We start from the raw sequence: 25,297 nt of genomic DNA, 5'->3' as shown, positions 1-25,297 counted from the left end.
ACCGGGAACGACGTCTGCGAAGGGAGCCCGATGCGGCTCATCAGTCCCACCCTGCTCAAGGCCGCGCTCGCCATCGGAGGGCTGGTGCTCGTCGCGCTGGTAATCATCTCCATCCTCCTGGCCATGCGGAACTCGGGTGAGCCTGAACTCCTCGCCGACGCCATGGCAGGTCAGCCCACGCAGGTACAGGTGGGAGACGGAACGGCCATGGTGTGGGTCTCCGGCTCCGGATCCGACGACCCTCGTCCCGGGGGTCAGCCCGACCCCGAGCTGTGCAGCGTCACCGGAGAGGGGATGCCCTCCCTCGCCGAGCCCGGCACGACGGACACGTCCACCATCGGTGAGACGACCCTCTACCCGCTCGCCCAGGTCGAGGACTACAAGCCGCCCATGAAGGTGATCTGCTCGGGTGGGTCCATCGACCACGTCTACATCTACGGCACCGTCCCTGAATCAGAGCGCTGAGCACGGCGCCGACGGCCAGGGGGAGGGCGACGATGCCGGCGGGCAGTGACCAGCGCCGCCGGGCGAGGTGAGGACCGATCGCATCAGAACTCCGTCAGGACGTCGTCGGAGATCATCGCGGGAGATACCGGCCGACCACCATGGCCCCGCTGCCCAGGACGAGCGCGACCAGCCCGAAGGCCAGAGCCAACACTGCGATGGTCGTCGTCGACCGGCCGAAGGTCGTCTCATGGGACAGAGCAGCGGATGCCAACGCGTCCCCCGGACAGCGCAGGGTTGCCGACTCGGCCAGCACCTCGATCTCCGCCAGCGGGTGCCAGGTGGTCCCGTCGACGGTGACCGGGTCCATCAGGGCGGCGGCGATCGAGTCGATCCGGGTCCCGGAGGTCACCTTGCCGTCGGCCCGCACGAGCTCGCACCCCCGCGTGAAGAGTGGATCCTCGACGGGCTCCTCCGTGTAGAGCATCACCGAGCCACCCAGGACGGTGGACTGCGCGGGGATGGTGAGCTCGGGCCCGCTGACGACGGTGAGCCGGGTCGGCTGGTTGCCCTCCACCAGAAACACCGCCCCGACCACCAGCATGGCCAGGCCGGCAATGGCCATGCACACGCCGCCGAAGAACGCGACGAACTTCACCCACGAGGTGACCGGTGCCATGGACGCCGGTCACCGCCCCGTGAACGTCGCGAAGATCTCCGGCACCTTGCTCTCGTCGAAGGTCTCGGCGTCACCGAACGCGACGACCAGAACACATGTGCGGCAACTGATCATCTTTACTTCCCGTCGAGGCGCGCGCTGGTGCAACTTCGGCGCGAGTGTATTCGACCCGTCCGGACGAAGGGGGTCGCTGACCCGTTGTCGTCCCCGGCCATGGGCGCCCTCGCGTCGCTGTGCACTCGGGAGCCGTACCCTGTGTGCCATGGGTCACAGGATCGAGTCCGAGCTCGTCGCCAACGTCATCTCCGTGCACGTCACCGAGGGGCAAGCGGTCGCTGCCGGTGACGAGCTGGTCCTCCTGGAGTCGATGAAGATGGAGATCCCGGTACTCACCGAGGGCCCCGGCCACATCGCCGAGGTGAAGGTCACCGCCGGCGACGTCGTCCAGGAGGGCGAGGTCCTCGTGGTGATCGACGACTGAGTCAGTCGACCTCGAGGAGCACCGAGATGTGACCGGCGAGAGCGATGGTGGTGCCCGGCTCGATCGGTTGCGGCTCGCCGGGAGCCATCCGGCGGGGCGCCTGCCCGGGCAGGGCCAGCGTCGTGCCGTTGGTCGAGCCGAGGTCGCGGACGATGACCTGCGAACCCTCCGGGTACACCTCGACGTGGCTGCGGGAGATCTCGTTGTCCGGGCTGGCGACCCGCACCAGGTGCGGCTCGCCCGTGATGCCGATGCCGGCGCTCGCCCGGGGGGCCCGCCCGAGCAGCACGCCGCCGTCGATCTCGACGACCTCCCCCGTCGGGAGGAGGAGTCGGCCCTGCGTCTTCTCCTCCGGGGCGTCGCCGGTGACCGGCAGGACACCCGTCCGGGGACCGGCCCCGTCGGCGGGCCCCACGGAGGCGTCGTCGGCAGGCCCCACGGAGGCGTCGGTGGCGGAGGCGTGTTCCGTGTGGGAGGGATCCGCCTCGGCGCCGGTGGGCTCCCGCGGGGCGACCCGGGCACCCACGAGGTGACCGTCGACGAACTGCGGATGGCTCCCCGCGAGCGCGTCGGGTACCCCCTCGGGAGCCATCTCCGGGGAGACCGCGGCCGGAGCCATCGACTCGGGGGTCGTCGACGGTACGGCCGGCTCGGCCACGGGCGGCTCGGCCACGACCGGCTCCGGCTCGCCGGTGGAGAGCACGGCGGTGATGGTGCCGGTGTCGATGTCCTCGTCGATCCACGGAGCACGCGCGGGTGCGACCACCTCGCGGGTGGTCCCGTCGGTTCCGGTGAGCAGAACCCGGGCCGCGCCGCGCACGAGCACCCGGCGCTCGGCCTCGTCGACGATCGCGAAGTCCGGCGTCTGCCGCACGCCGCCGTCCGTCAGCACGTCGGTCAGCACGTCGGCAGGAGTGTCGCCACCGGCGGCCGCGAGAGCCGAGGCGAGACGTTCGCGGAGGTGGTCCTCCCCCTTCGCCAGGACGTGGACGCCCGCTCGGGTGAGCTCGACCCAGCCGTCGTGGCCGTCGGTCCTGAACTCCATCGTCACTCCTTGCCTCACCGCTCGCCCGCAGGCACCTGGTCGATATCGGCGTCGTCGAGGGCAACCACGACGACGCTCACATTGTCCTTGCCCCCGGCGGCCACAGCAGCCCGGACGAGCTCGTCGGCCGCGGCCCGGGGGTCGGGGTGTGCCTGCAGGATCTCACGCAGCTGCTCATCGGTGAGCTCGTTGGTCAGCCCGTCGCTGCACGCGAGGAAGCGCTCGCCCGGCGTCGGCGGCACCAGCCAGATGTCCGGCCGGTGTCGCAGCGGTGCCCCCAGCGAGCGGGTGACGATGTTGCGGGCGGGGTGCACCTCGGCCTGGGCAGGGGTGATGACTCCCGCGTCGATGAGCTCCTGGACCTCGGAGTGGTCGACGGTGACCCGGGTGAGCCCCTCACCCACGAGTCGGTAGACCCGCGAGTCGCCGACGTTGACGACCGCCCACTGCGCGCGATCCTCGTGGGTGACGAGGACCAGACCGGTCACCGTCGTGCCCATCCCCCGCTGCTGCGGGTGGGTGCGGACCGAGTCGAGGATGCGCTCGTTGGCCCGCAGGATCTGTCCGGTCACGTCGTCGGGGGTCGGCTCGTCGCGGTCGACGAGCTCGCGCATCGTCTCCACAGCGATCCCGCTGGCCACCTCGCCCGCAGCGTGCCCGCCCATGCCGTCTGCGACGACGAGGACGGAGCCCTCGGCGAGCAGGGCGTCCTCGTTGTGGTCCCGGACCCGGCCGGTGTCGGTGGCGCTGCCGATCCGCAGCCGGCCGCGGATCTCGCTGACGGAGCTCACGAGGACAACCGGATCGACTCGAGGATCCGCTCGAGGGTGGCGTCGTCGGCCTCCCGACGGGACCCGGCGAAGGAACCGGTCACCTGGACGACGTCGACGACGTCCCGGCGCTGCCGGGTGGAGAACCAGTGCGTCTGTACGACCGTGCCCGCCTGCGGGTCGAGGAAGGAGATCTCCGCCCCGACGGCCTCACGACCGCCCAGCTCCCGAGTACGCAGCCCACCGAGTTCGCCCTGCTGCCGCTGGCGGGCGTGCTCGCCGAGCTCGGCGGTGACCTCGTCCGCGCCGAAGGGGGCCAGCCGCTGGTAGTGGCGCACGACGAGGTTGGCGAGGAAGTGGCTGGCCCCCTCCGCGTCGTCGCGGATGGCGACGAGGGTGTCCGGAGCCCACACCTGCACCCAGCCCTCGGGCATCTCGAGGTGGACCCGAGGCGGCCCGGGCACGACAGGGCTCGGATAGGTCACGGTGGGCACAACTGCTCTCCTGACAGGACGAAGGGGGTGGCCCGGCGGGGCTGTCACCCCCAGCCTGCCACTTGGCGGCGGCCGGGTGGAGGGGTCAGGCTCGCTCGGCCCACCACGCACGCAGACGCTCGGTGGCGGCGTCCGGGCCGATCAGCCCTTCGTCGAGGCGGACCTGCAACAGGTAACGGTAGGCCTGCCCGATCTGCGGTCCGGGCGGGATCCCGAGCACCTCACCGATCTGGTTGCCGTCGAGCTCGGGTCGCACCGCGTCGAGCTCCTCCTGCTCCAGCAGGCTCTCGATCCGCTCCTCCAGGTCGTCGTAGGCCCGGGCCAGGCGGTTCGCCTTGCGCTGGTTGCGCGTGGTGCAGTCCGCCCGGGTCAGCCGGTGCAGCCGCTGCAGGAGCGGGCCCGCGTCGGTGACGTAGCGCCGCACGGCCGAGTCGGTCCACTGGCCGTCGCGGTACCCGTGGAAGCGCAGGTGCAGCTCGACGAGGCGGGCGACCTGCTTGGTCGTGTCCTTGTCGAACCGCAGCGCCTTCATCCGCTTGGCCGCGAGCTTGGCGCCGACGACGTCGTGGTGGTGGAAGGAGACCCCGCCACCGGTCTCGAATCGCCGGGTTCGCGGTTTGCCGATGTCGTGCAGCAGTGCAGCCAGGCGCAGGACGAGGTCCGGGCCGGGCACGGCACGGTCACGCTCCGCGCCGGGGTCGGACCCCGCTGCGTCCTCCAGATCGATCGCTTGCTGCAGCACCGTCAAGGAGTGCTCGTAGACGTCCTTGTGCCGGTGGTGCTCGTCGATCTCCAGGCGCAGGGCGGGCAGCTCGGGGAGCATGTGGTCGGCCAGACCGGTCTCGACGAGCACGCGCAGCCCTGCGACGGGGTCCTCGCCGAGCACGAGCTTGACCAGCTCGTCACGGATCCGCTCGGCGGAGACGATGTCCAGGGTCGCCGCGGCCTCGGTCATGGCGTCCGTGACCTCGGGAGCCGGGACGAGGCCGAGCTGGGCGACGAAGCGGGCCGCCCGCATCATCCGCAGCGGGTCGTCGGTGAAGGAGACCTCGGGGGTGGAGGGAGTGCGCAGCCGCTTGGCCGCGAGGTCGAGCAGGCCGCCGTGGGGGTCGACGAGCTCGAGGTCGGGCAGGCGCAGAGCCATCGCGTTGACCGTGAAGTCGCGCCGGACGAGGTCGTCCTGGAGGTTGTCGCCGAAGGCGACGACCGGCTTGCGGGTCTGACCGTCGTAGGCGTCGGCACGGTAGGTGGTGACCTCGACGATCATCTCGCCCCCGCGGGCGCCGATCGTGCCGAACTCCCGGCCCATGTCCCACGTGGCATCGCCCCACGCAGAGAGGATGCCTTCGGTCTCCTCCGGTGGTGCGGAGGTGGTGAAGTCCAGGTCGCCGCTCGTGCGGCCGAGGAAGGCGTCCCGGACCGGGCCCCCGACGAGGGCCAGCTCGTGACCTCCCTTCGCGAAGGCCGTGCCGAGCTCGGTCAGCAGCGGGATCACCGGGGCCAGGTGAGCCACGGCGGCGCGCAGGACCTCGGGCGGAAGGGGTGGGGTGGACATGGGGGCCAAGGTTACTTGGACGCGGAGCCGGGCAGCGCGCCCGCGTGCATCCCGGCATGACGGCGAAGGGGGCAACAGTCCGGTTGAGCCCTTCCCACCGGGACCTGCCCGGTGCAGGTGCGATGGCTACAGTGACCACATGAGCCACCCCGCCCCCGCCTCCGGATCGCAGCGGCGCCTGCCCGCGGTCGAGGAGCGCAGTGCGGGTGGGGTCGTCGTGGACATCCACGAGGGGGACGCCCGGATCGCCGTCATCGCCCGGCGCAACCGAGCCGGACGACTCGAGTGGTGCCTGCCCAAGGGGCACATCGAGGGCGAGGAGACGCTCGTGGAGACCGCGGCCCGTGAGGTCGCCGAGGAGACCGGTATCGAGGCGCGCGTGCTCGTCGAGCTCGGGACGATCGACTACTGGTTCGCCACACCGGACCGACGGATCCACAAGTTCGTGCACCACTACCTCCTCGAGGCCACCGGCGGGCACCTGACGATCGACAACGACCCCGACCACGAGGCCGTCGACGTCGCGTGGCTTCCCCTGCGCGAGGCACACCGGCACCTGACCTTCCCCAACGAGCGGCGCATCGCGAGGGAGGCGTGGCAGCGGCTCGCCGGCGACGCCTGAGGCTGACCAGCATCGCGATGCTGCTGCTCGCGTTGTTGGTCCTGCCCTCGGCCGCCGCCACACCCCTGCCCCCGGGGGAGGACTCCACCGACAGCGAGCTGACCATCACCTCGATCACCCCCGTCGTCGACGCAGAGGGGACCGCCCGGGTCGAGGGGGAGCTGTTGAACACCGGCGAGGTCACGCTCGTCGCCCAGGAGGTCTCGCTGGTGGGCCGTTCCGCTTCGGCCGACCGCGACGACATCGCGACGTGGGCCGAGGGGACGCAGCCGGTCGCCAAGGAGCCGCGGGCCACGGTCACCCTCGATGACCTCGGGCCCGGCGAGTCCGCCCCCTTCACCCTCGAGGTCGCTGCCGAGGAGCTCGCACCCGAGCTGACCGCCGGGGCGGCGTGGGTGAGCGTGCAGACGCCGCGGACCGCGGTGCACACCTTCATCGGGGTCCACCGGGCCAAGCAGTACGTCCCCATGGACATGGTCTGGGGGGTGCCACTGCTGCTCCCGACCGACGAGCGCCTCTTCGGCGAGCCCGGCGCCGACCGTCTCCAGGCGTGGGAGGACACCGTCGGCCATGAGTCCCGCCTGTGGCAGCTGACCGATGAACCGCCGGCCGACGATGAGGTGTGGATCCTCGACCCGAGCCTGCTCTCCCTTCCGCCGGAGCCGACGGAGGACACCGACCGGGACCTCGCCCGTGCGCTGAACGCCGAGCGGGAGGTCCGGTCCGAGTGGGCCAGCCGGGTCCGTTCCACCCTGGACCCGGAGAAGACGATCGTCCTGCCTGCCGGGGACGCCGACGTCGCCGCGGCGGCCGGGTCGAAGGGCGTCGCAGAGCTCGTCGCCCCGCAGGTCGAGTCGGGCGTGCGGTCCGCCGACCTGCTCGACGACGCCCACGGCGACATCCAGTGGCCGGTCGACGGAGTCGTCACCCAACCACGCACCAAGGCACTGAACGGGCTCGTGCCCGGGTCCACGCCGCCGACCGTGCTCACCGACACCTCCGCCATCGCGCCCGGCGGGTTCACCCCCACCGGGGCGGCACGCACCACGCACGGGAGTGAACTGCTGGTCGCCGACCACTCCCTCTCCACCCTCGCGGGTGAGCTGTCCTCCTCCGACGACGCGACCCTCGCCCGGCAGCGCGTCGTCGCCGAGTCCTCGGTGCTGCTGGGCGAGCGCCCCGGCACGCCCCGCACGCTGCTCGTCGTCCCCGACCGCGCGAGCGCACCCTCGCCCGAGGCCTACGGTGAGCTGCGCGGCGTCGTCGACGAGATCCCGTGGCTCGAGCGCGGCAGATTCGACGACCTGCTCGACCGGATCGACCAGTCCCCGCAGAACGCCGTCCCCCGGACCGCGCAGCAGATCGCCCGCACCACCGACCAGAAGCAGGCCCCGCCCGTACTCACCGAGAAGTCGGCCGCGCGGATCGCCGAGGACAGGCGATCCATGTCGATCTTCGCCTCCGTGCGCTCCGACGGCGAGATCTGGAAGGAAACGGTCGGCCCGGCGCTCGGCCAGCTGACCTCCGCCCGCTGGCGCAGCGACACCTCGGCCTTCGACGGGTTGCACGACCACCTGAGCGAGGAGGTCACCCTGACCCATGACGACCTCGTCGTCTCGTCCGGGGAGGTCAACTTCTTCGCCGACAAGGGGCGGCTGCAGATCACCATCATCAACTCCACCGACGTCGAGCTGACCAACCTCGACGTCAAGGTCGAGTCGCAGACTCCCTCCTTCCGCATCCAGGGACCGCCCGAGCCCCTGACCATCGGCCCCAACGGGCGGCAGAAGGTCACCGTGCAGGCGACCGCCCTGGCCGCGGGCAGCACCCCCGTGTACGTCGTGGTCACCACCCCGAACGGTCACCAGCTGACCGATCAGGCCACCCTGAAGGTACGTATGCGTCCCACCGGGGAGGCCGTCTACTGGGCCATCGGCGTCCTCGCCGTCCTCCTCCTCGGTGCGGGCACCTGGCGTAGCCTTCGCCGTCGGAAGACGACGACCGTGAGCGAGGACAGTGCATGAGCGAGCCGCCCAGCTCACCGACGCCCGATCGTGACAGCAAGGACGTCACGCCGGGGACGAAGGTGGAGTCGCCCTCGATCGTGCGGTCCAGCGCGATCATGGCCGCCGGCAGCCTGGCCTCGCGCATCCTCGGCCTGATCCGCAACACCCTGACCATCGCCGTCGTCGGCCTGAACCTCATGGCCTCCGACGCGTGGAACGCGGCGAACACGCTGCCCAACATCTTCCACCTGCTGATCGCCGGCGGCGTGCTCAATGCGGTGATCGTCCCGCAGATCACCAAGGCGCTGCGGCACGAGGACGGCGGCGTCGTCTACATAAACCGGCTGCTGACCATCGCCGTCACCGTCCTCGCCGGCGTGACCTTCGTCCTGACACTCGCCGCCCCCCTTCTCATCTCGCTCGTCGTCTCGAGCAGCTGGGACGGACCGGCTCGCGGGCTCGCGACCGCGTTCGCCGTGATCTGCCTGCCCCAGGTCTTCTTCTACGGCCTCTACACGCTCCTGGGGCAGGTGCTCACCGCGCACAACCGCTTCGGCATGTTCATGTGGGCGCCCGCCCTGGCCAACGTCGTGGCCATCGCGGGCCTGTCGTGGTTCCTCCTGACGGGAGCCCAGCTCCAGGCGCCGGTCTCCGAGTGGTCGCCGATGATGATCGCGGTCCTCGGTGGGTCGGCCACGCTGGGCATCGCCCTGCAGGCGCTCGTCCTCATCCCGCCACTGCGTGCCACCGGGCTGCGGTTCCGTCCCGTGTGGGGTATCCGGGGCAGCGGACTGGGCTCCGCCTCCCGGATGGCCGTGTGGGCCTTCGCGGCGGTCTCCGTCGGCCAGCTCGGCTACTTCGTCAACTCCCGCGTACTCACCGACGCCACCCGGCGGGCCACCGACGCCGGTATCGAGGGCGCGGGCCTGACCGCCTACGCCAATGCCTACCTGCTGTTCATGCTCCCGCACGGCCTCGTGACCGTCTCGCTGGTCACCGCGCTGTTCACCCGACTGTCCCACGCAGCCCACGACCGCGACACGGCCGCGGTCACCGCCGACCTGCGCAAGGGCATGACCATGCCCGCCGTGCTGCTCATCCCGGCCACCGCCGTGGTCGTCCTGCTCGCCCCCTACGTCCTCGCCGCGATCCTGCCCGGCACCGACCGGGCCGCGACGAACGCCTCGGTCGGCGTCCTGGTGACGATGATGCTCGGGCTGGTCCCCTACGGCTGGTTCTTCCTCGTCCAGCGCGCCTTCTACGCCTACGAGGACGGGCGCACCCCCTTCGTCCTGCAGATCGTGGTCACGCTCGTCGCGGTCGGCGTCACCCTCATCGGCAGCACGCGAGCCGCGGAGCACGTGGCCACCTGGGTCGGTTCCGGCCAGACCCTGTCCAACCTCGCCGCGGCGGTCATCGGCCTGTGGCTGCTCCACCGCCGACTGGGGTCGTTGGGTCTGCGCCGGGTGCTGCGCCAGAACGTGCGCCTGATCCTCGCGACCGGCGTCGCCACCGCGGCCGGCTGGGGGGCACTGCAGCTGCTGAGCGGCCCCGTCGCCGTCGACACCTGGCTCGGCTCGCTCATCGTCTGCGTGGTCGTCGGCACCATCGTCCTCGTCATCACCCTCGCCATCGCCGCCAAGTTGCGGGTGCGCGAGGTCACCGAGGTCCTCGAACCACTCACGCGGCGGCTCTCCCGCGGCTGACGCGCCCGTGCGGCTCCCCGAGTCGGGACCGTTGTGGATCTAGGATGGCGCGGCAGGCCAGACCACCGACGAGAGGGACACCGTGCACGGGGTGAACCCGGGGACCGAACTCGGTCGCTACACGCTCGACGCGCAGATCGAGACGGTCTCGGGCGGCGAGCGGTGGGCCGCGCGCGACACCATGCTCGAGCGCGATGTGACCCTCCTGGTCATGCCCGCCGACGACACGGAGACCGCCGCGGCGCTCGATGCCGCCCGCCGGGCCGCCGGGGTGGAGAGCGCACAGCTGGTACGCATCCTCGACGTCGGGACCCAGGGGTCGCTCGCCTACGTGTGCGAGGAGCAGGTCGAGGACCCGACCACCTTCGCCACGCTGATCGGCACGAAGGGGGTGCCCGCCGAGGAGGTCCGCCGGATCACCGGCGAGGTCGCCACCGGCCTCGAGGCCGCTCGCATGCGCGGCCTGCACCACCTCGCGCTCACCCCGGAGTCGGTACTGCTGACCAAGGACGGACGGATCAAGGTCCGCGGCCTGGCCACCACCGCGGCCCTCGCCGGCACCGAGACCGAGGGCGAGGACGCCGACCGGGATGACGCCACGGGCGTCGTCGCCCTGGCCTACGCCGGTCTGACCGCGACCTGGCCGCTGGAGACCCCATCAGGCGTGCCCGCCGCCCGCCGCGGCGAGGACGGGCCACCACCACCATCACGGATCGCCGTCGGCGTCCCCGGTGACCTCGACACGATCTGCCGCGAGACCCTCGGGGAGGGCACCGGCCCCGACTCGCCCGGTGACTACGCCGCGCAGGTGGCTCCCTGGTCGCGCATGCCACTGGCCGGCTCGGTGCGCACCACCCCGCTGACCCGTGCCGCCGCCACCGATCTCCCCGACCAGCGCGTCGGGCCCGGGCCCGGGCCCGACGCCGCGACCGCCGACTCCTCCTCGGGCACCCCGGCCGTCGGTGCGGCGGCCGCAGGCGCGGCCGTGGCAGGAGGGGCTACCGCGGCCGCAGGGGCTGCGAATCCTTCCGGGGGTCGATCCACCACCGAGGCGGATGACGACACCGACACCAACGAGATCCCCCAGTACCGCGACGACGCGTCCCCTGCCACCGCAGGTGACACCACGGGTGGGAGCGACCGGTCGGACACCGAGGGCGCGGCGGGCGGCACAGCCAGGGCGGCAGCCGCCGCAGGCGCGGTCGGCACCGGAGCCAAGGTGCTCGGCGATCGCCTCGGCAAGGCGTCCAAGACCGCTGCGGAGCGCTCCCGGGAGGCGCTGAACGAGTCCCGTGCCCGGCGCGATGCCATCCGTGAGGACCGCAGCAGGCACTCCTCACTCGGTGCCGCCCCCGTGTCGGCCGAGGTCGAGGCGCCCGCACCGCTGCTGCCCGCGGAGTCCGGTCAGGCGCCCACCCGCGCACAGTCCAACCTCGTGCTGCTGATCGTCGCCGCCTTCGTCGTCGTCGCCTGTGTGTTCGGCGGCATCGGCGCCGCGCAGATCGGTGACGGCAGCGATCTGGACGAGATCTTCGTCGGCGACGGGAGCACGCCCACGCAGACCGACCCCACCGACGGCTCGACGTCCGCGGACTCCGGGTCGAAGGACTCCTCGTCGAGCGACGAGCCGAACGACGAGCCCTTCGGCATCCTCAATGCCGCGGGCTATGACCCGTCCGGGGACGGCGTCGAGCACAACGCCGAGGCCGCCCGGGTCTATGACGGCGACCCCGACACCGTGTGGACGACCGAGGGCTACGCGACCCAGGACTTCGGCGGGGGCAAGACCGGCGTGGGTCTCGCGGTCGACCTCGGCCAGTCCCAGGAGATCAGCACCGTGACGCTGGAGCTGCCCACCAGCGCCGACGCCACCGTCTTCGCCGGCGACGCACCGTCGAACTCCGGCACCGAGATCGGCACGACCGAGGGCCAGACCGGCGAAGTCACTCTCTCCACGTCCGATCCGGTCTCCGGCAGGTACATCACCGTGTGGTTCACCTCCCTCACGCCCGACGGCGAAGGCCGCTACCGGGCCTCGTTGGGTGAGATCACCATCAAGTGACCCAGCGGGACCGCCCGCCACGACACGGTCGACGACACGTTGCCGGAACCCAGAAGCCCTCCACTTCGTCAGACACTAAGGACCACGCGGTACGAAGGGAGGTGGCCATGACCGATGATCAGGACCCGACCGGTATGAGTCACCTGCTTGCCGGCCTGAAGGAGAGCGGACCGATGCCCGACGATCTCAACGACCGCATTCGAGCCAGCCTGGAGCAGGAGCAGGCGGCCCACAAGGACGAGGCGAGCACGTCCTCCGACGACGGGGACGGTACGGCGTTCTGGTCGAGGATGGACTCCGACGGGCGGGGACCCAAGCGGCGCAGCAGCCCCACCGGCCGCTGGGTGCTGGGCATCGCGGTGGCCGCGGTCGTCGCGCTCGGCGTCGGGGGCGTCTTCGCTCTCGGCTCGGACGGACCGGACCAGAGCGCCGGTGGCTCGGACACCAGCGCTCCCGAGGGCGAAGGGGGCGACTCGGCCTCGTCCTCCGACGAGTCGGGCTCGTCGTCGAGCTCGTCCGACGCACCTGCTCAGGTGCCTGCCTTCGCCATCACCGACACCGGCACCGACTATTCCCGCGGTAACCTGCCCGCGAAGGCAGCCGAGCTCGAGGCCGACCCGCGCGGAGCTCCCGAGCTGGAGGACCCGGCCCGCCTCGACGGCATGGACACCGCCGCAGCAGCCAGTGACTGCCTCACCCGTCTGGGCCAGCCGGAGCTGCTGCCGATCGTCATCGACGTCGCGACGTTCGACGGTCGGGACGGGCTGCTGCTCATGGCCGAGGAGGCGCCCGAGGGCAAGGTCCGGGCATGGGCGGTGACCACCGGCTGCGAGCCGATCTGGGACCAGCCCTTCCCGATACCCGAGGAGTGATCCCGGATCTGGAGCGGTGTCGGGAACAGACGGGATCTACGATGGCGTTGTCACCTGCAGACCCCGCACGGACGGCTCGCCCCGCTCCGGCACCACCAACCCTTCAAGGACCGACTCCGTGGCCGACGCCAACACCTCCACCGTCCGCAACGTCATCATCATCGGATCCGGTCCGGCCGGCTACACGGCTGCCGTCTATGCCGCCCGGGCCAACCTCGAGCCGCTGATGTTCGAAGGCTCCGTCACCGCCGGTGGCGCCCTGATGAACACCACCGACGTCGAGAACTTCCCCGGCTTCACCGACGGCATCATGGGGCCGGACCTCATGCTCAACATGCGTGCCCAGGCCGACCGCTTCGGCGCCGAGATCGTCACGGACGACGTCACCGAGGTCTCGCTCGAGGGCGAGATCAAGGTCGTCACCGACGGCGAGGGCAACCAGCACCGCGCCCACGCCGTCATCCTGGCCATGGGCTCCGCCTACCGCGAGCTCGGTCTCGAGGACGAGAAGCGCCTGTCCGGGCACGGCGTCAGCTGGTGTGCCACGTGCGACGGTTTCTTCTTCCGCGACCAGGACATCGTCGTCGTGGGGGGCGGGGACTCCGCCGTCGAGGAAGCGACCTTCCTGACCAAGTTCGCCCGCTCCGTGACGATCGTGCACCGTCGTGACGAGCTGCGCGCCAGCAAGATCATGGCCGACCGGGCGCACGCCAACGACAAGATCTCCTTCGCGTGGAACTCCGAGGTCCTCGCCATCCACGGCCAGGACAAGGTCTCCGGCCTGACCCTGCGCGACACCATCACCGGGGACACCCGCGAGATCGCGGCAACCGGCCTCTTCGTCGCGATCGGTCACGACCCGCGCAACGAGCTGATCACGGGTGTGGTCGACCTCGACGACGAGGGCTACGTCCTGGTCGAGGGTCGTTCGACCCGCACCAACGTCGAGGGTGTCTTCGCCTCCGGGGACCTCGTCGACCACACCTACCGTCAGGCGATCACCGCTGCCGGCACCGGCTGCTCCGCAGCACTGGATGCCGAGCGCTGGCTCGCCGCACGCGAGGAGGCCGCGGGTCCGGCCGAGGACCAGGCCCTCATCGCGCAGGAGAACCCGGTCGCCGGCACCGTCGGCGCCCGCTGAACCACCCGAACCCCCGCACCACCGAGAGGAAGATCCGCATGGCCACCACCCCGACCACCGACGCCACCTTCGACGAGGACGTCCTCAACAGCGACACGCCCGTCCTCGTGGACTTCTGGGCCACCTGGTGCGGCCCGTGCCGCGCGGTCGCGCCGGTCCTGGAGGAGCTGTCCGGCGAGTACGACGGCAAGCTGAAGATCGTCAAGCTCGACACCGACGCCAACCCGCAGATCACTGCCCGCTTCGGCATCACGTCCATCCCGACCATGCACGTCTTCCAGGGCGGCGAGGTCGTCAAGACGATCGTCGGCGCCATGCCGAAGCCCAAGCTGGTCAAGGAGCTGGAGCCCTTCATCGGCTGAGTTCCGTTGTGGCAGAGCGAGATTCGCTCTGCCACCACCGACGCGGTAGATCGTGTGGGAGTACCCCTTCGATCTACCGCGTCTTTCGTTGTGCGAGAAGCTCCCGCTGCCAGCCCGACCCTCCCACACGAACCACGGCACCTTCGTCATACCTCAGCCGTGGCCCCGTCCGGGCGAGACCGGCCGACGGCTGGTCGGCGTCCGGGCGAGATCGGACGACGCTGGTCAGCCCTCGTCGGGGTCGACTCCCATCTGGCCCAACACGCGGTGCAAGTCCTCCCGAGAGGCGAACTCGATGGTCATGCGCCCCTTGCGCTTGCCCAGATCGATCTTGACGCGGGTGTCGAACCGGTCACTGATCCGCCCCGCGAGGTCGTCGAGCTGGGCGTCACGCTCCTGACGGCCCGGTGAAGCGCTACGGGCCGGGGACTCCGGCTCCACGCCGAGGGCGACGATCTCCTCGACGGTGCGCACGGACAGCCCCTCGGCGACGATCCGTTGGGCAAGGTGCTCCATCTGGCTTCCGTCCTCGAGGGTGAGCAGCGCACGGGCGTGGCCGGCGCTGAGGACGCCCGCAGCGACGCGTCGGGCCACCATGGGAGGCAGGCGCAGGAGGCGAAGGGTGTTGGAGATCTGCGGGCGACTGCGACCGATCCGCTTGGACAGCTCCTCCTGGCTGCAGCCGAAGTCGTCGAGGAGCTGGCGGTAGGCCGCGGCCTCCTCGAGTGGGTTGAGGTTGCTGCGGTGCAGGTTCTCCAGCAGCGCGTCCCGCAGCAGGTCCTCGTCCTCGGTCGTGCGCACGATCGCCGGGATCGTCTCCCGCTGCGCGTCACGACTGGCTCGCCACCGCCGCTCACCCATGATCAGCTCGAACTCGACGCCGTCATCGGGCTCGACACGGCGCACGACAATCGGCTGGAGGACCCCGATCTGCTCGATCGACTGCACGAGCTCGGCCATGTCGTCCTCGTCGAAGACGCGGCGTGGCTGCTTCGGGTTGGGACGGATGGCCGCCACCGGGATCTCGCCGTAGGAGGCTCCGGGCACCGGTGCCAGTCCCGGCTCTTCCTGACCTGCTGACTCCGCACGGGTTGCCGGCTCGTCCTGCGCGGGCTCGCCGGGACCCGGAGCGGCTGGCTGGTTCGGGTCGGTCGTGGGCCGCGACTCCGCCGGATCGGAGGAGCTCGCCGGCACCTCCGACGATCCATCAGCAACCACGTCGGCATCAGCGACCATCCCAGCAGCAGTGTGCGGGACCGACGGTCGGTCCTGGTCCCGGAACCAGACATCGATGGGCCGCTCGGTCACGGGTCGGCCGGCCGTCGTGGCGTCGGGGATGAGGGCACCCAGACCACGGCCGAGACCGCGTCGCTTCTCACTCATGCATCGTCCTTCATTGCTGCACCGCGGTGGGCTATCTCCGCCGCGGCCTCCTGGTAGCACCGGGCGCCGGTGCTCTGCGGGTCGTACGTGATGACGGTCTGCCCGAAGCTCGGCGCCTCGGACACGCGGACCGACCGTGGAATCGTCGCCTCGAGGACCTGGTCGGGGAAGTGCTCCCGGACTTCCTGCGCCACCTGGGACGACAGCCGGGTTCGCGCGTCGTGCATCGTCAGCAGGATGGTCGAGACGTGCAGGTCCTGGTTCAGGTGGGTCTGGATGAGGGTGATGTTGTTGAGCAGCTGGCTCAGGCCCTCCAGTGCGTAGTACTCGCACTGGATCGGGATGAGGACCTCCTGCGCCGCAACGAAGGCGTTGACCGTGAGCAGACCCAGGCTCGGTGGGCAGTCGATGAGGACGTAGTCCAAAGGAGGTTCACCCGCGGTCCGCAGGTCCTGCTGGAGACCGGCGACCGCCTTGGCCATGCGGCTCTCCCGTGCGACCAGCGACACCAGCTCGATCTCGGCCCCCGCGAGGTCGATGGTGGCGGGCACACACCAGAGGTTGTCCACGTCGGGGCAGGGCTGCATGATCTCGCGGATCGGGGTCCCCTCGACGAGCACGTCGTACACGCTGAGGATTTCCGCGTGGTGGGCGATGTTCAGTGCTGTGCTCGCATTGCCCTGGGGGTCGGTGTCGATCAGCAGGACGCGCAGACCGTTCTGTGCGAGGGCGGCCGCGAGGTTGACCGCGCTCGTCGTCTTTCCGACGCCACCCTTCTGGTTCGACACGGTGATCACCCGAGGTTGTCCCGGACGCGGCAGGGTGGGCTCGGTCGTCGTGGAGTGCGACGGGTCGACATCTGCCGGTGACGTACCGACGGATGCCGGTTCAGGGGCTGGGGTGTGGGTCGACGTGGTCACGGGTACCTCCGGTGCCGGGCTGGTTGACTCACCCTCGTGGATGGGGGTGTTGGCCGGGGCGGTCGGGCCGCGGGGCGTCGCCGGCGCCTGCTCGGGTCGGCCGGTCAGCCACCCGACGGGTGCTGATGTCGTCGGTGCGGACAGCGCGGGCCATCCGATTCCCGTGACGACGGATCGTGCGCTGGTCACCGGGTCATTCCTCCTGAAGGCTGGGAGCCCCGCCATACAACCCCACGCGGGGACGACACGCCAAACGGCGTGTCGTCCTCTGGGACCGCAACGGCGGAAGTCGTAGTTTGAGCAGCGTTTCCACACGACGTTTCACGTGGAACGAGCTTCTCGTTCCACGTGAAACACGACGTGCCGTGCCTCGAGCCGGCCGACTCTGTCGACGCCGTTGACGAGGTCACGTCGTCGGCTAGGCCATAGACATCCTGACAGGACCGCATGACCGTGATGTTTCACGTGAAACATCATCCCCGACGGCGCACGTGACAGGTCACCGTGAGTGTCGGCGTCTCCAGCACGTCGGCACCGTGTGAGGTGATCTGGGCTTCGACGAGGCCCAACTTGCGTAACGCCTTGGTCGTCCCCGCCAACTCGTCCTCGACCGACCTGCCCTTCAGAGCCACGAGTTGCCCGTCGCGCTCGAGCAGGGGAAAGCACCAGCGCGCCAGCTTGTCCAGTCGGGCCACAGCTCGAGCCGTCACGTACGGAGCCGTCAGGTGCCCGTGGAACTCCTCGGCGCGGCCACGGTGCACCGTCACATTGTCGAGACCGATCTCAGCGACAGTCGCGTTCAGCCAGTCCGTCCGGCGCTCCATGGGTTCGACCAGGTGGACCTCCAGGTCCGGTCGCGCAATGGCGAGGGCCACACCGGGCAGACCCGCTCCCGACCCGACGTCGACGAGGCGGGCACCGTCAGGAAAGGCGTCCTCGATGACGGCGCAGTTGAGGATGTGGCGATCCCAGAGGATCGGCACCTCCCGTGGACCGATCAGGCCGTGGCTCACTCCGGTGTCCGCCAGGACCGCGGCAAAGACCTCGGCATGCCGAAGGCGCTCACCAAAGAACTGGTGAGCGCCTTCCGTGGGTGGGGGGGCGTCCGTCGTCATGCCCGCAGCGTTTCACGTGAAACGCGGCACGGTCACGCCGGGTCCACCGACTCCTCGGCGATCGATGCGGCCGGCGCGCTGGGTGAAGCGTCGGACCCGGACTCCGTGGCTTCCTTCTCGGTCCCGGGCTCGTCGCCGGTGGCAGGGTGCACCACGACGAATCGTCGCGGCTCCGTGCCGGAGGAGTCGGAGGCGAGACCGCCGGCCAGGACCTCATCGTGCACGACCTTGCGCTCGAAGGCGGTCATCGGCTCGAGGTCGTACGACTCGCCGGACTCCTTCACCGACGCGATGGCCGCACGGGCCACCTCAACCAGCTCGGCGCGTCGTGCCGCGCGGTGACCGGCGACATCGAGCATCAGGCGGCTGCGGTCACCGGTGGCGGACTGGACCGCCAGACGGGTCAGCTCCTGGAGGGCCTCCAGAACCTTCCCGTCCTGCCCCACGAGGCGTCGTGGCACCCGCCCTTCGTCGGAGTCCACGACCGCCACCGCGGCACGGTCACCATCGATGTCCAGGTCGATGTCACCGTCGAGGTCAGCGATGTCGAGCAGGGTCTCGAGGAAGTCGGCTGCGACCTCCCCCTCACGCTCAAGCATCCGGCGGCGGCCACCACCGCGTGCCGAGCCCGGGGCCGCCGTGTTCCCCTCGTCGACCTCATCGGTCGTCACCTCATCGGAAGCGACTGTCGCGTCCTGCTCCGGCTCGTCGGTGCTCATTGGTCCGACGGACATGCTGTTCTCACTCATGCTCTCTCCTGCTGCGTGGTGCGGGTGGTGGCGTCAGGCGTGGCTGCCGGTCGCGACCGAGGTCAGGTGCTGTTGCCGGGCTTCTTCGGCGTCTGTCCGCCAGACTTCTTGGCGCGCTTCTTCGACTTCGGCTGCTGCCGCTGTCCGGACAGCACGCCCTTGGTGCGCAGCTCTTCCTCCATCTCGAGGTCGTGCGCCCGCTCACGGGTCTCCTCATAGGTGTCGATGGGCTTGCCGCGCTTCCTACGGCGATCCTGCATCGCCTTCTCTGCGGCCGAGCCGGGCGCCGGCATACGGCGAATGACGTAGAACTGCTGCAGCATCGTCCACAGGTTGGTGGTGAACCAGTAGATGAGGACACCGACGGGGAAGAAGACGCCGGAGACGGCGAAGATGATCGGGAAGAGGTAGAGCATCATCTTCTGCTGCTGGGCGAACTGACCCTCGAGCGCCGATGCCGGCATGTTCTTGCGCATCAGCTGGTACTGCGTCGTGAAGGTCGTCGCCGACATCAGGATGATCAGCACGACGGTGACGATGCGTACTGACAGGTTCTCTGCCGAGTTGAACTGTGCCGACAGCTGCGCGCCGAAGATCGCCGAGGACTCCGCCTGTGAGGCCACGGACTGGGTGATCGGACCGATTGCGTCGTGGTTGCCGGCGGCGATCTCGTCGAGGGAGTTCAGGACGCGGAAGAGGCCGAAGAAGAAGGGCGACTGGGCCAGGATCGGCAGGCAGGAGGAGAACGGGTTGGTCCCGGTGTCCTTGTACATCGCCATCGTCTCTTCCGTCATCTTCTGACGGGACTCCGGGTCCTTCTTGTCCTTGTACTTCGCCTGGATCTTCTGCATCTCGGGCTGGATGAGCTGCATCTTGCGCGAGGCGTGGATCTGCTTGACGAAGAGTGGGATGAGCGCTGCCCGCATGATGAGCACCAGACCCACGATCGACAGGGTCCAGGTCCAGCCGCTGGTCTCCGGCAGGCCGATAGTGGTCAGGCCCTCGTGCCAGAGATACATGATCCAGGACACGAGCCACTCGAAGGGATAGATCAGGTCGCTGAAGCTCACTCGGTGAACATCCTTTGGTCGGTGACGTCGCGCGCGACGCCGTCGTCGTGGTCCGCCACATCAGCCAGCTGTGGCTTCGCCAGCTCCGGCGAACCACGATCGGCCCAGATGGCGGGCACGTGGTCGATCCCCCCGGCGGACCAGGGGTTGCACCGCAGCAGACGATGCACGGAAAGATAGGCCCCGCGTAACGGACCGAACCGCTGCAGAGACGTCACCGCATACCCGGAGCAACTCGGGTAGTACCGGCAGCTGGGAGGCATCAACGGGGAAATCACCACCTGGTAGGCCTTCACCAACCAGATCAGGGGGAGCGCGAGGATTCTCATGGGTCCATCCCAACGAGCAGGTCGCGCAAGCAGTGCCGAAGGGCGCCGCACAACTCGTGCGACGTGGCATCCGCGGCAGCGGGATTGGCTCGGATGACCACATCGGTCCCGGCCGGCAGAACCGGTAGGAGAGTGGCCATCTGAGCCCGAAGACGACGCTTCACCCGCGTGCGGGTGACGGCGTTGCCCACGGCTTTCGACACGACGAGACCGACGCGCGAGACGGGGTCTCGTGCGTCGGTCCGAGTCGCGTCCGCCGGGCGGGCATGGACCACGAGAAGCCGGGAACCGCGGCGGGCGCTGCCCCGACCCCGGATCGTTGCCGCGAAGTCCGCGCGTTGCGTCAGGCGGTGCCGCGGGGGCAGCACCGTCGGCTCGTCAGGCCGAGAGCTTGCCGCGGCCCTTGGAGCGGCGGTTTGCCAGGATCGAGCGGCCGGCGCGGGTGCGCATCCGGGCGCGGAAACCGTGGGTCTTCGCGCGGCGACGGGTGTTCGGCTGGAAGGTGCGCTTGCTCATGCAGTCTCCGATGATCGGTGGACCCAGGGGTCCGGTGCTCAGGTCGATGGCATCGGTCGCCATCGGAAGCCCACGTCGTACTTCCCTGGTCGATCCGGGACGAGCATGGGCATGCGAAAGCGGCCGACAGGCCTCGCACAAAGGTACGGCAGCCGTGTCTCAGGGGTCAAACCACGAGGAGGGGACCCACTCCTCCTTCGAGGCTCCTTCGTCGCACCTCAGGACACCGCTCCGTCGCGCCGCCCACGCGGAGCGTGGGACCCAAGGACAGCGCTTCGGCCAAACTCGCAGATGTTGCCAGCAGGACGCCCGATCATGGTGTCGACACGCCGTGGAGGAGGAAATTGCCGTCGCCGACAGTTGCCGATTGATGATCCATGTTGTTAGCGTCGCTCCTCATCACCCTGTCACCCGTGGCATACCCACAGTTGTGGACAATGTTGTGGAAATCGACCCCACATGGGGTTCAATGACAGGGACGAGGATCCCGACCGGCCACGGGCCGCAGAAGAATGAGGTGTGCGCACGTGGCCGAAGCCGAGGTCGACTTCGGTCAGGTGTGGCGAACCACCCTGGACACGCTTGACGCCGACGGCGTCCCGGTGACACGACGCGCCTTCCTGAGCATGGCCCGACTCGTCGGTCTCCTCGATGACACCGCGCTGATCGCCGTCCCCGACGACTTCTCCAAGAACTTCGTCGAGCAACGCCTGCGGATGCACGTCACCCAGGCACTGTCCGAGCAGCTCGGCCGGGAGGTCCGTCTCGCCGTCACGGTCGACCCCGACCTCGCCGAGGACGACTCCCTCCCGCCGACCCAGGGCATCGAGGACGAGAACGTCCCGTCAGCGCCCCGTCCCACACGCCCGCAAGGGCTCTCCTCGACGCTTCCCGTGGACGACGTGGACGACGGCCTCGTCGACGAGGACCCCGAGCCGCCGACCCCGGTGCGTCCCCGACGTGGTCGCCCCGAGCCGGAGCAGGTGGAGCTGACCCGGCTGAACCCGAAGTACACCTTCGACACCTTCGTCATCGGCGCGAGCAACCGCTTCGCCAATGCCGCGGCCGTCGCCGTTGCGGAGGCGCCGGCGAAGGCCTACAACCCGCTCTTCATCTACGGCGAGTCCGGGCTGGGCAAGACCCACCTGCTGCACGCGATCGGTCACTACGCCCGCAGCCTCTACCCGCACGTGAAGGTGCGCTACGTGAACTCCGAGGAGTTCACCAACGACTTCATCAACAGCATCCGCGACGACAAGGCGGCGAACTTCCAGCGTCGCTACCGCGATGTCGACGTCCTGCTGATCGACGACATCCAGTTCCTCCAGGGCAAGATGCAGACGCAGGAGGAGTTCTTCCACACCTTCAACACGCTGCACAACGCCAACAAGCAGGTCGTCATCACCTCGGACGTCGCGCCGAAACTGCTCTCCGGGTTCGAGGAGCGCATGCGCAGTCGGTTCGAGTGGGGCCTGCTGACGGACGTGCAGCCGCCCGACCTCGAGACCCGGATCGCGATCCTGCGCAAGAAGGCCATCCAGGAGAAGCTCTCGGTCCCGGCCGACGTGCTGGAGTTCATCGCCAGCCGGATCAGCACGAACATCCGCGAGCTCGAGGGTGCCCTGATCCGCGTCACCGCCTTCGCGAGCCTCAACCGGCAGCCGGTCGACATCGGTCTGGCCCAGATCGTGCTCAAGGACCTCATCCCGAACGAACAGTCGAGCGAGATCTCCAGCGCGACGATCATGGCGCAGACGGCCGACTACTTCGGCCTGAACATCGAGGACCTGCAGAGCCCGTCGCGCACCCGCCTGCTCGTCACCGCACGCCAGATCGCGATGTACCTCTGCCGCGAGCTCACCGACATGTCCCTCCCGCGGATCGGCGAGCAGTTCGGTGGACGCGACCACACGACCGTCATGCACGCCGAACGCAAGATCCGCGAGCTCATGGGTGAGCGCCGCGCCATCTACAACCAGGTGACCGAGCTGACGAACCGGATCAAGCAGCAGGCCGGCTGACCCGCACCACAGAGATATCCACAGGGTTCTCCCCACCTGTGCGCGCCCGCTCGCTGTCGAGTCCTCTCGACCGCCCAGCCACTCGAGAACCCGCTCCTCCCGAGTTGTCCACAGATCCACAGGCTGTGGACAATCTTGTGGGTACCAGCGAGTCGCTTGAACTCGGTCAACACGCCCGGACTCGTCCACAGGACGGGCCACGACACAGCGCCCTCACCACGCAAGAGGCATCGCGTCGCTCCGCGGAACCGAACGACCCGGCTCAGATCGCCGCTCAGCACCGGATTTCCTGCGGACGAGCGTGTGCACAGGATGTGCAGAACCTGTGTACGACGCGCAGAGCCTGGTGACGCGTGAAACTCCCCCACAAGCAGACCCTGTCCGTCCACGTGGCGTCCACAGGTGATCCACACCCGACAACCGCGCCAACAGCGGGACAGAGGCAGTTGTCCACGGTGTCCACACCGCCTATGACAACGATGAGTCCTCTATCCATCCATTCCCTCCCCCACGCATTGCTGGATGCCCGGGTGTGGACGAAGGTTCTTCGGTGAATGACAACAGGCCCCTCAGTTCCACTGATCGGCTCCAACCGCGTAATGTCAGGGAGCCCACGTGTTTTGGCGTGGGTTCCGTGTCATCCCGTGACCTCGCGCTCCCAGCGCGTCGAAGGGTAGGTCTGTCGTGAAGTTCCGCGTCGAGCGCGATGTGCTGGCCGAGGCGGTCACCTGGGTGGCCCGAAGCCTGCCGAATCGTCCGCCCGTTCCCGTCTTGGCAGGTGTCCTCCTTGAGGCCACCGAGGACGGGTCACTGACCTTGTCCACCTTCGACTACGAGGTCTCGGCACGGATCACCGTCGCCGCGGAGGTCAGCGAGTCGGGCACTTCCCTCGTGCTCGGGCGGCTGCTGGCCGACATCTCCCGCAACCTGCCCGGCAAGCCGGTGGACGTCGCGACCGAGGGCGCCAAGGTCCAGGTCACCTGCGGCAGCTCACGCTTCGCCCTGCTGCAGATGCCTGCGGACGAGTACCCGACCCTGCCGACCTCGCCCGAGGGCAGCGGCACCGTGGACGGCACGCTCTTCACGCAGGCGGTGCAGCAGGTGCAGATCGCCGCCGACCGCGGTGACACCCTGCCGATCCTCACCGGTGTCCGGGTGGAGATCGAGGGGGAGAAGATGACCCTCCTGGCCACGGACCGCTACCGCCTGGCGATGCGTGAGCTCGTCTGGCAGCCCCGTGCCTCTGACGCCGACCATGTCGCCCTGATCCCGGCACGGACCCTGGCCGAGACCGCCAAGGCCCTCGGCGCCGCAGGATCGATCGAGGTCTCCCTCGGCACCGCCACCGCTGGCGGCTCCGCCGGGCTCGTCGGATTCGAGGCCGGCCAGCGCCACACGACCAGCCGTCTGCTCGACGGCGAGTACCCCAAGGTCTCGAAGATCTTCCCGACCACGAGCGAGACCGAGGCCGTCGTCGGCACCGAGCTGCTCACCGAGGCCGTCAAGCGTGTCGCCCTGGTCACCGAGCGCAACACCCCGGTGCGCCTGCGCTTCGCCGACGGCCAGGTCACCATCGAGGCCGGCACCGGCGACGACGCCCAGGCCTCCGAGGCCATCGAGGCCACCGTCGAAGGACCGGAGATCGAGGTCGCCTTCAACCCCGGCTACCTCCTGGACGGCCTCGGCGTGCTCGGCACGACCTTCACGCGCCTGTCCTTCACCGCTCCGCTGAAGCCGGCGATGATGACCGGACAGGAGTCGCTCGAGGCCGAGATCGACACCACCTACCGCTACGTCCTCCAGCCGGTCCGCCTGGCCGGCTGACCCCCCTTCGCTCCCTCGCCCGACGTCGACAAAGGAAGGTCCGACATGCAGCTCGGTCTCATCGGTCTCGGCAAGATGGGCGGCAACATGCGTCAGCGTGTGCGCCGCGCCGGTCACGAGGTCATCGGCTACGACACCGATCCGGATGTCAGTGACGTCGAGAGCGTCCAGGCGATGGTCGATGGCCTGCAGGCCCCGCGAGTCGTGTGGGTGATGGTGCCGGCGGGCAAGGTCACCCAGGACGTGGTCTCCGACCTCGCCACCCGCCTCTCCCCCGGCGACCTGGTCGTCGACGGGGGGAACTCGCGTTTCTCCGACGATGTCCCCAACGCCAAGGAGCTGGGTCGGTACGGCATCGGCTACGTCGACTGCGGTGTCTCCGGCGGCATCTGGGGCCTGGAGAACGGCTACGGCCTGATGTGCGGCGGGTCGAGCGAGGACGTCGAGAAGGCGATGCCGATCTTCGACGCGCTGCGCCCCGAGGGACCGCGCGACGAGGGGTTCGTCCACGCCGGCGACGTCGGTGCCGGCCACTACGTGAAGATGGTCCACAACGGCATCGAGTACGGATTGATGCACGCCTACGCCGAGGGTTACGAGCTGCTGGAGAAGAAGGACATCGTCACTGACGTCCCCGGGTCCTTCAAGGCGTGGAGTCGGGGCACCGTCGTGCGCTCCTGGCTGCTCGACCTCATGGTCAAGGCGCTCGAGCAGGATCCCGAGATGAGCGACGTCAGCGACTTCACGGCCGACTCCGGGGAAGGACGCTGGACCGTCGAGGAGGCCATCGACAACGCCGTGCCGATGCCGGTCATCTCCGCCGCGCTCTTCGCCCGCTTCACCTCCCGCCAGCAGGTCAGCCCGGCCATGCAGGCCGTGGCCGCGCTGCGCGGACAGTTCGGTGGGCACCAGGTCATGACGGTCGCCGAGGGCGAGGAGCTGCGTGCGCAGGCGGCGAAGGGGGTGGCCTCCCCTGGCGCCAGCCAGGTCCAGGAGGAGAAGAAGGTCAAGCCGGCCACCGACCCCGGCGAGTCGTCGCAGGGTGACGCGGCCGCAGCCGGCCCCACCTCCGGCACGGACAGCACCGGTGGTTCGCCCGGGCCCACGAGCGGCTCCGGGTCGACCGAGTGA

At 69.6% G+C, this 25,297-nt stretch carries 25 protein-coding genes and 1 pseudogene; 12 read left to right on the top strand and 14 right to left on the bottom strand.

The window, feature by feature from the left end; translation table 11 throughout:
- The first annotated feature begins 30 nt into the window (after window positions 1-30).
- The gene (locus tag BJY20_RS08250; RefSeq protein WP_185991090.1) at window positions 31-465 is read left to right on the top strand and encodes a hypothetical protein; all 435 of its coding nucleotides are present in this window, start codon (window positions 31-33) and stop codon (window positions 463-465) included.
- A 112-nt stretch (window positions 466-577) separates the two neighbouring features.
- Here the strand turns inward: BJY20_RS08250 and BJY20_RS08245 are convergent, their stop codons facing one another.
- Window positions 578-1,123: a hypothetical protein gene (locus BJY20_RS08245; protein WP_185991089.1), complete on the bottom strand. Its 546-nt coding sequence runs from the start codon at window positions 1,121-1,123 to the stop codon at window positions 578-580.
- A gap of 262 nt (window positions 1,124-1,385) precedes the next feature.
- On the opposite strand from BJY20_RS08245, the gene BJY20_RS08240 reads away from it, so the two are divergent.
- A complete protein-coding gene (locus BJY20_RS08240; protein WP_185991088.1) occupies window positions 1,386-1,604 on the top strand; it encodes a biotin/lipoyl-binding carrier protein in 219 nt (72 codons plus the stop codon).
- Between the two features lies 1 nt (window position 1,605).
- Here the strand turns inward: BJY20_RS08240 and BJY20_RS08235 are convergent, their stop codons facing one another.
- The 4 genes from BJY20_RS08235 to BJY20_RS08220 form a co-directional block, all read right to left on the bottom strand.
- Window positions 1,606-2,649: an FHA domain-containing protein gene (locus BJY20_RS08235; protein ID WP_185991087.1), complete on the bottom strand. Its 1,044-nt coding sequence runs from the start codon at window positions 2,647-2,649 to the stop codon at window positions 1,606-1,608.
- 14 nt (window positions 2,650-2,663) lie between these two features.
- On the bottom strand, window positions 2,664-3,440 hold the full coding sequence (locus BJY20_RS08230; protein ID WP_185991086.1) for a protein phosphatase 2C domain-containing protein: 777 nt from the start codon (window positions 3,438-3,440) through the stop codon (window positions 2,664-2,666).
- Complete coding sequence (locus BJY20_RS08225) at window positions 3,437-3,904, bottom strand: hypothetical protein (RefSeq protein ID WP_185991085.1); 468 nt, start codon at window positions 3,902-3,904, stop codon at window positions 3,437-3,439. The genes BJY20_RS08230 and BJY20_RS08225 overlap by 4 nt, the downstream gene beginning before the upstream one ends.
- A gap of 94 nt (window positions 3,905-3,998) precedes the next feature.
- Window positions 3,999-5,468 carry a CCA tRNA nucleotidyltransferase gene (locus BJY20_RS08220; protein ID WP_185991084.1) on the bottom strand — a complete coding sequence of 490 codons (1,470 nt, stop codon included), beginning with the start codon at window positions 5,466-5,468 and terminating at the stop codon, window positions 3,999-4,001.
- Between the two features lie 139 nt (window positions 5,469-5,607).
- Here BJY20_RS08220 and BJY20_RS08215 point away from each other — a divergent pair, with 139 nt between their 5' ends.
- The 7 genes from BJY20_RS08215 to trxA all read left to right on the top strand — a co-directional run bounded on the left by BJY20_RS08215 (window position 5,608) and on the right by trxA (window position 14,239).
- A complete protein-coding gene (locus tag BJY20_RS08215; RefSeq protein ID WP_185991083.1) occupies window positions 5,608-6,090 on the top strand; it encodes an NUDIX hydrolase in 483 nt (160 codons plus the stop codon).
- Window positions 6,063-8,114 (top strand): DUF6049 family protein, encoded by a 2,052-nt coding sequence (locus tag BJY20_RS08210; RefSeq protein ID WP_185991082.1) that lies wholly within the window; start codon window positions 6,063-6,065, stop codon window positions 8,112-8,114. Before BJY20_RS08215 ends, BJY20_RS08210 begins: the two co-directional genes overlap by 28 nt.
- Entirely contained in the window at window positions 8,111-9,802 is a 1,692-nt protein-coding gene (murJ, locus tag BJY20_RS08205) for a murein biosynthesis integral membrane protein MurJ (RefSeq protein ID WP_185991081.1), read from the top strand. The genes BJY20_RS08210 and murJ overlap by 4 nt, the downstream gene beginning before the upstream one ends.
- Window positions 9,803-9,893: 91 nt before the next feature.
- Complete coding sequence (locus tag BJY20_RS08200) at window positions 9,894-11,864, top strand: protein kinase family protein (RefSeq protein ID WP_185991080.1); 1,971 nt, start codon at window positions 9,894-9,896, stop codon at window positions 11,862-11,864.
- A gap of 107 nt (window positions 11,865-11,971) precedes the next feature.
- Window positions 11,972-12,736, top strand: coding sequence for a hypothetical protein (locus BJY20_RS08195; protein ID WP_185991079.1), 765 nt, complete (start codon window positions 11,972-11,974; stop codon window positions 12,734-12,736).
- Between the two features lie 118 nt (window positions 12,737-12,854).
- The gene (trxB, locus tag BJY20_RS08190; protein WP_185991078.1) at window positions 12,855-13,877 is read left to right on the top strand and encodes a thioredoxin-disulfide reductase; all 1,023 of its coding nucleotides are present in this window, start codon (window positions 12,855-12,857) and stop codon (window positions 13,875-13,877) included.
- A gap of 38 nt (window positions 13,878-13,915) precedes the next feature.
- Window positions 13,916-14,239: a thioredoxin gene (gene trxA, locus BJY20_RS08185; RefSeq protein WP_185991077.1), complete on the top strand. Its 324-nt coding sequence runs from the start codon at window positions 13,916-13,918 to the stop codon at window positions 14,237-14,239.
- Between the two features lie 225 nt (window positions 14,240-14,464).
- Here the strand turns inward: trxA and BJY20_RS08180 are convergent, their stop codons facing one another.
- The 9 genes and pseudogenes from BJY20_RS08180 to rpmH form a co-directional block, all read right to left on the bottom strand.
- A complete protein-coding gene (locus tag BJY20_RS08180) occupies window positions 14,465-15,622 on the bottom strand; it encodes a ParB/RepB/Spo0J family partition protein (protein ID WP_185991076.1) in 1,158 nt (385 codons plus the stop codon).
- On the bottom strand, window positions 15,619-16,731 hold the full coding sequence (locus BJY20_RS08175) for a ParA family protein (protein ID WP_343062819.1): 1,113 nt from the start codon (window positions 16,729-16,731) through the stop codon (window positions 15,619-15,621). The genes BJY20_RS08180 and BJY20_RS08175 overlap by 4 nt, the downstream gene beginning before the upstream one ends.
- Before the next feature lie 284 nt (window positions 16,732-17,015).
- Window positions 17,016-17,657, bottom strand: coding sequence for a 16S rRNA (guanine(527)-N(7))-methyltransferase RsmG (gene rsmG / locus BJY20_RS08170; RefSeq protein WP_185991074.1), 642 nt, complete (start codon window positions 17,655-17,657; stop codon window positions 17,016-17,018).
- 32 nt (window positions 17,658-17,689) lie between these two features.
- Window positions 17,690-18,391: a Jag family protein gene (locus tag BJY20_RS08165; protein WP_425484176.1), complete on the bottom strand. Its 702-nt coding sequence runs from the start codon at window positions 18,389-18,391 to the stop codon at window positions 17,690-17,692.
- 77 nt (window positions 18,392-18,468) lie between these two features.
- Window positions 18,469-19,476, bottom strand: a complete 1,008-nt coding sequence (gene yidC / locus BJY20_RS08160) for a membrane protein insertase YidC (RefSeq protein ID WP_185991072.1) — start codon at window positions 19,474-19,476, stop codon at window positions 18,469-18,471.
- On the bottom strand, window positions 19,473-19,595 hold the full coding sequence (locus BJY20_RS16455) for a hypothetical protein (RefSeq protein ID WP_343062959.1): 123 nt from the start codon (window positions 19,593-19,595) through the stop codon (window positions 19,473-19,475). Before BJY20_RS16455 ends, yidC begins: the two co-directional genes overlap by 4 nt.
- 9 nt (window positions 19,596-19,604) lie before the next feature.
- Window positions 19,605-19,805, bottom strand: a pseudogene (gene yidD, locus BJY20_RS16450) (membrane protein insertion efficiency factor YidD); the annotation flags it as partial.
- A complete protein-coding gene (gene rnpA / locus BJY20_RS08150) occupies window positions 19,802-20,173 on the bottom strand; it encodes a ribonuclease P protein component (RefSeq protein ID WP_185991071.1) in 372 nt (123 codons plus the stop codon). The gene rnpA and the pseudogene yidD, both read right to left, overlap by 4 nt.
- A 10-nt stretch (window positions 20,174-20,183) precedes the next feature.
- Complete coding sequence (gene rpmH / locus BJY20_RS08145) at window positions 20,184-20,321, bottom strand: 50S ribosomal protein L34 (protein WP_185991070.1); 138 nt, start codon at window positions 20,319-20,321, stop codon at window positions 20,184-20,186.
- Between the two features lie 527 nt (window positions 20,322-20,848).
- Here rpmH and dnaA point away from each other — a divergent pair.
- From dnaA to gnd, 3 genes are all read left to right on the top strand, one after another.
- The gene (gene dnaA / locus BJY20_RS08140; protein ID WP_343062818.1) at window positions 20,849-22,342 is read left to right on the top strand and encodes a chromosomal replication initiator protein DnaA; all 1,494 of its coding nucleotides are present in this window, start codon (window positions 20,849-20,851) and stop codon (window positions 22,340-22,342) included.
- Between the two features lie 684 nt (window positions 22,343-23,026).
- Window positions 23,027-24,166: a DNA polymerase III subunit beta gene (gene dnaN, locus BJY20_RS08135; protein WP_185991068.1), complete on the top strand. Its 1,140-nt coding sequence runs from the start codon at window positions 23,027-23,029 to the stop codon at window positions 24,164-24,166.
- 45 nt (window positions 24,167-24,211) lie between these two features.
- Window positions 24,212-25,297 carry a phosphogluconate dehydrogenase (NAD(+)-dependent, decarboxylating) gene (gene gnd / locus BJY20_RS08130; protein WP_185991067.1) on the top strand — a complete coding sequence of 362 codons (1,086 nt, stop codon included), beginning with the start codon at window positions 24,212-24,214 and terminating at the stop codon, window positions 25,295-25,297.

The sequence above is a fragment of the Janibacter cremeus genome (genome assembly GCF_013409205.1).
In the GTDB taxonomy this organism is placed as follows: Bacteria; Actinomycetota; Actinomycetes; order Actinomycetales; family Dermatophilaceae; genus Janibacter; species Janibacter cremeus.
Note: the sequence above shows the minus strand (reverse complement) of the source record. Positions and strands in the feature narration are given on the sequence as shown.

Bases quoted from the DNA above. Each gene is read 5' to 3' on its own strand.
- BJY20_RS08250 (WP_185991090.1), top strand. From the start codon at position 31: ATGCGGCTCATCAGTCCCACCCTGCTCAAGGCCGCGCTCGCCATCGGA.
- BJY20_RS08245 (WP_185991089.1), bottom strand. From the start codon at position 1,123: ATGGCACCGGTCACCTCGTGGGTGAAGTTCGTCGCGTTCTTCGGCGGC.
- BJY20_RS08240 (WP_185991088.1), top strand. From the start codon at position 1,386: ATGGGTCACAGGATCGAGTCCGAGCTCGTCGCCAACGTCATCTCCGTG.
- BJY20_RS08235 (WP_185991087.1), bottom strand. From the start codon at position 2,649: ATGGAGTTCAGGACCGACGGCCACGACGGCTGGGTCGAGCTCACCCGA.
- BJY20_RS08220 (WP_185991084.1), bottom strand. From the start codon at position 5,468: ATGTCCACCCCACCCCTTCCGCCCGAGGTCCTGCGCGCCGCCGTGGCT.
- BJY20_RS08215 (WP_185991083.1), top strand. From the start codon at position 5,608: ATGAGCCACCCCGCCCCCGCCTCCGGATCGCAGCGGCGCCTGCCCGCG.
- murJ (WP_185991081.1), top strand. From the start codon at position 8,111: ATGAGCGAGCCGCCCAGCTCACCGACGCCCGATCGTGACAGCAAGGAC.
- BJY20_RS08195 (WP_185991079.1), top strand. From the start codon at position 11,972: ATGACCGATGATCAGGACCCGACCGGTATGAGTCACCTGCTTGCCGGC.
- trxA (WP_185991077.1), top strand. From the start codon at position 13,916: ATGGCCACCACCCCGACCACCGACGCCACCTTCGACGAGGACGTCCTC.
- BJY20_RS08180 (WP_185991076.1), bottom strand. From the start codon at position 15,622: ATGAGTGAGAAGCGACGCGGTCTCGGCCGTGGTCTGGGTGCCCTCATC.
- rsmG (WP_185991074.1), bottom strand. From the start codon at position 17,657: ATGACGACGGACGCCCCCCCACCCACGGAAGGCGCTCACCAGTTCTTT.
- BJY20_RS08165 (WP_425484176.1), bottom strand. From the start codon at position 18,391: ATGTCCGTCGGACCAATGAGCACCGACGAGCCGGAGCAGGACGCGACA.
- rpmH (WP_185991070.1), bottom strand. From the start codon at position 20,321: ATGAGCAAGCGCACCTTCCAGCCGAACACCCGTCGCCGCGCGAAGACC.
- gnd (WP_185991067.1), top strand. From the start codon at position 24,212: ATGCAGCTCGGTCTCATCGGTCTCGGCAAGATGGGCGGCAACATGCGT.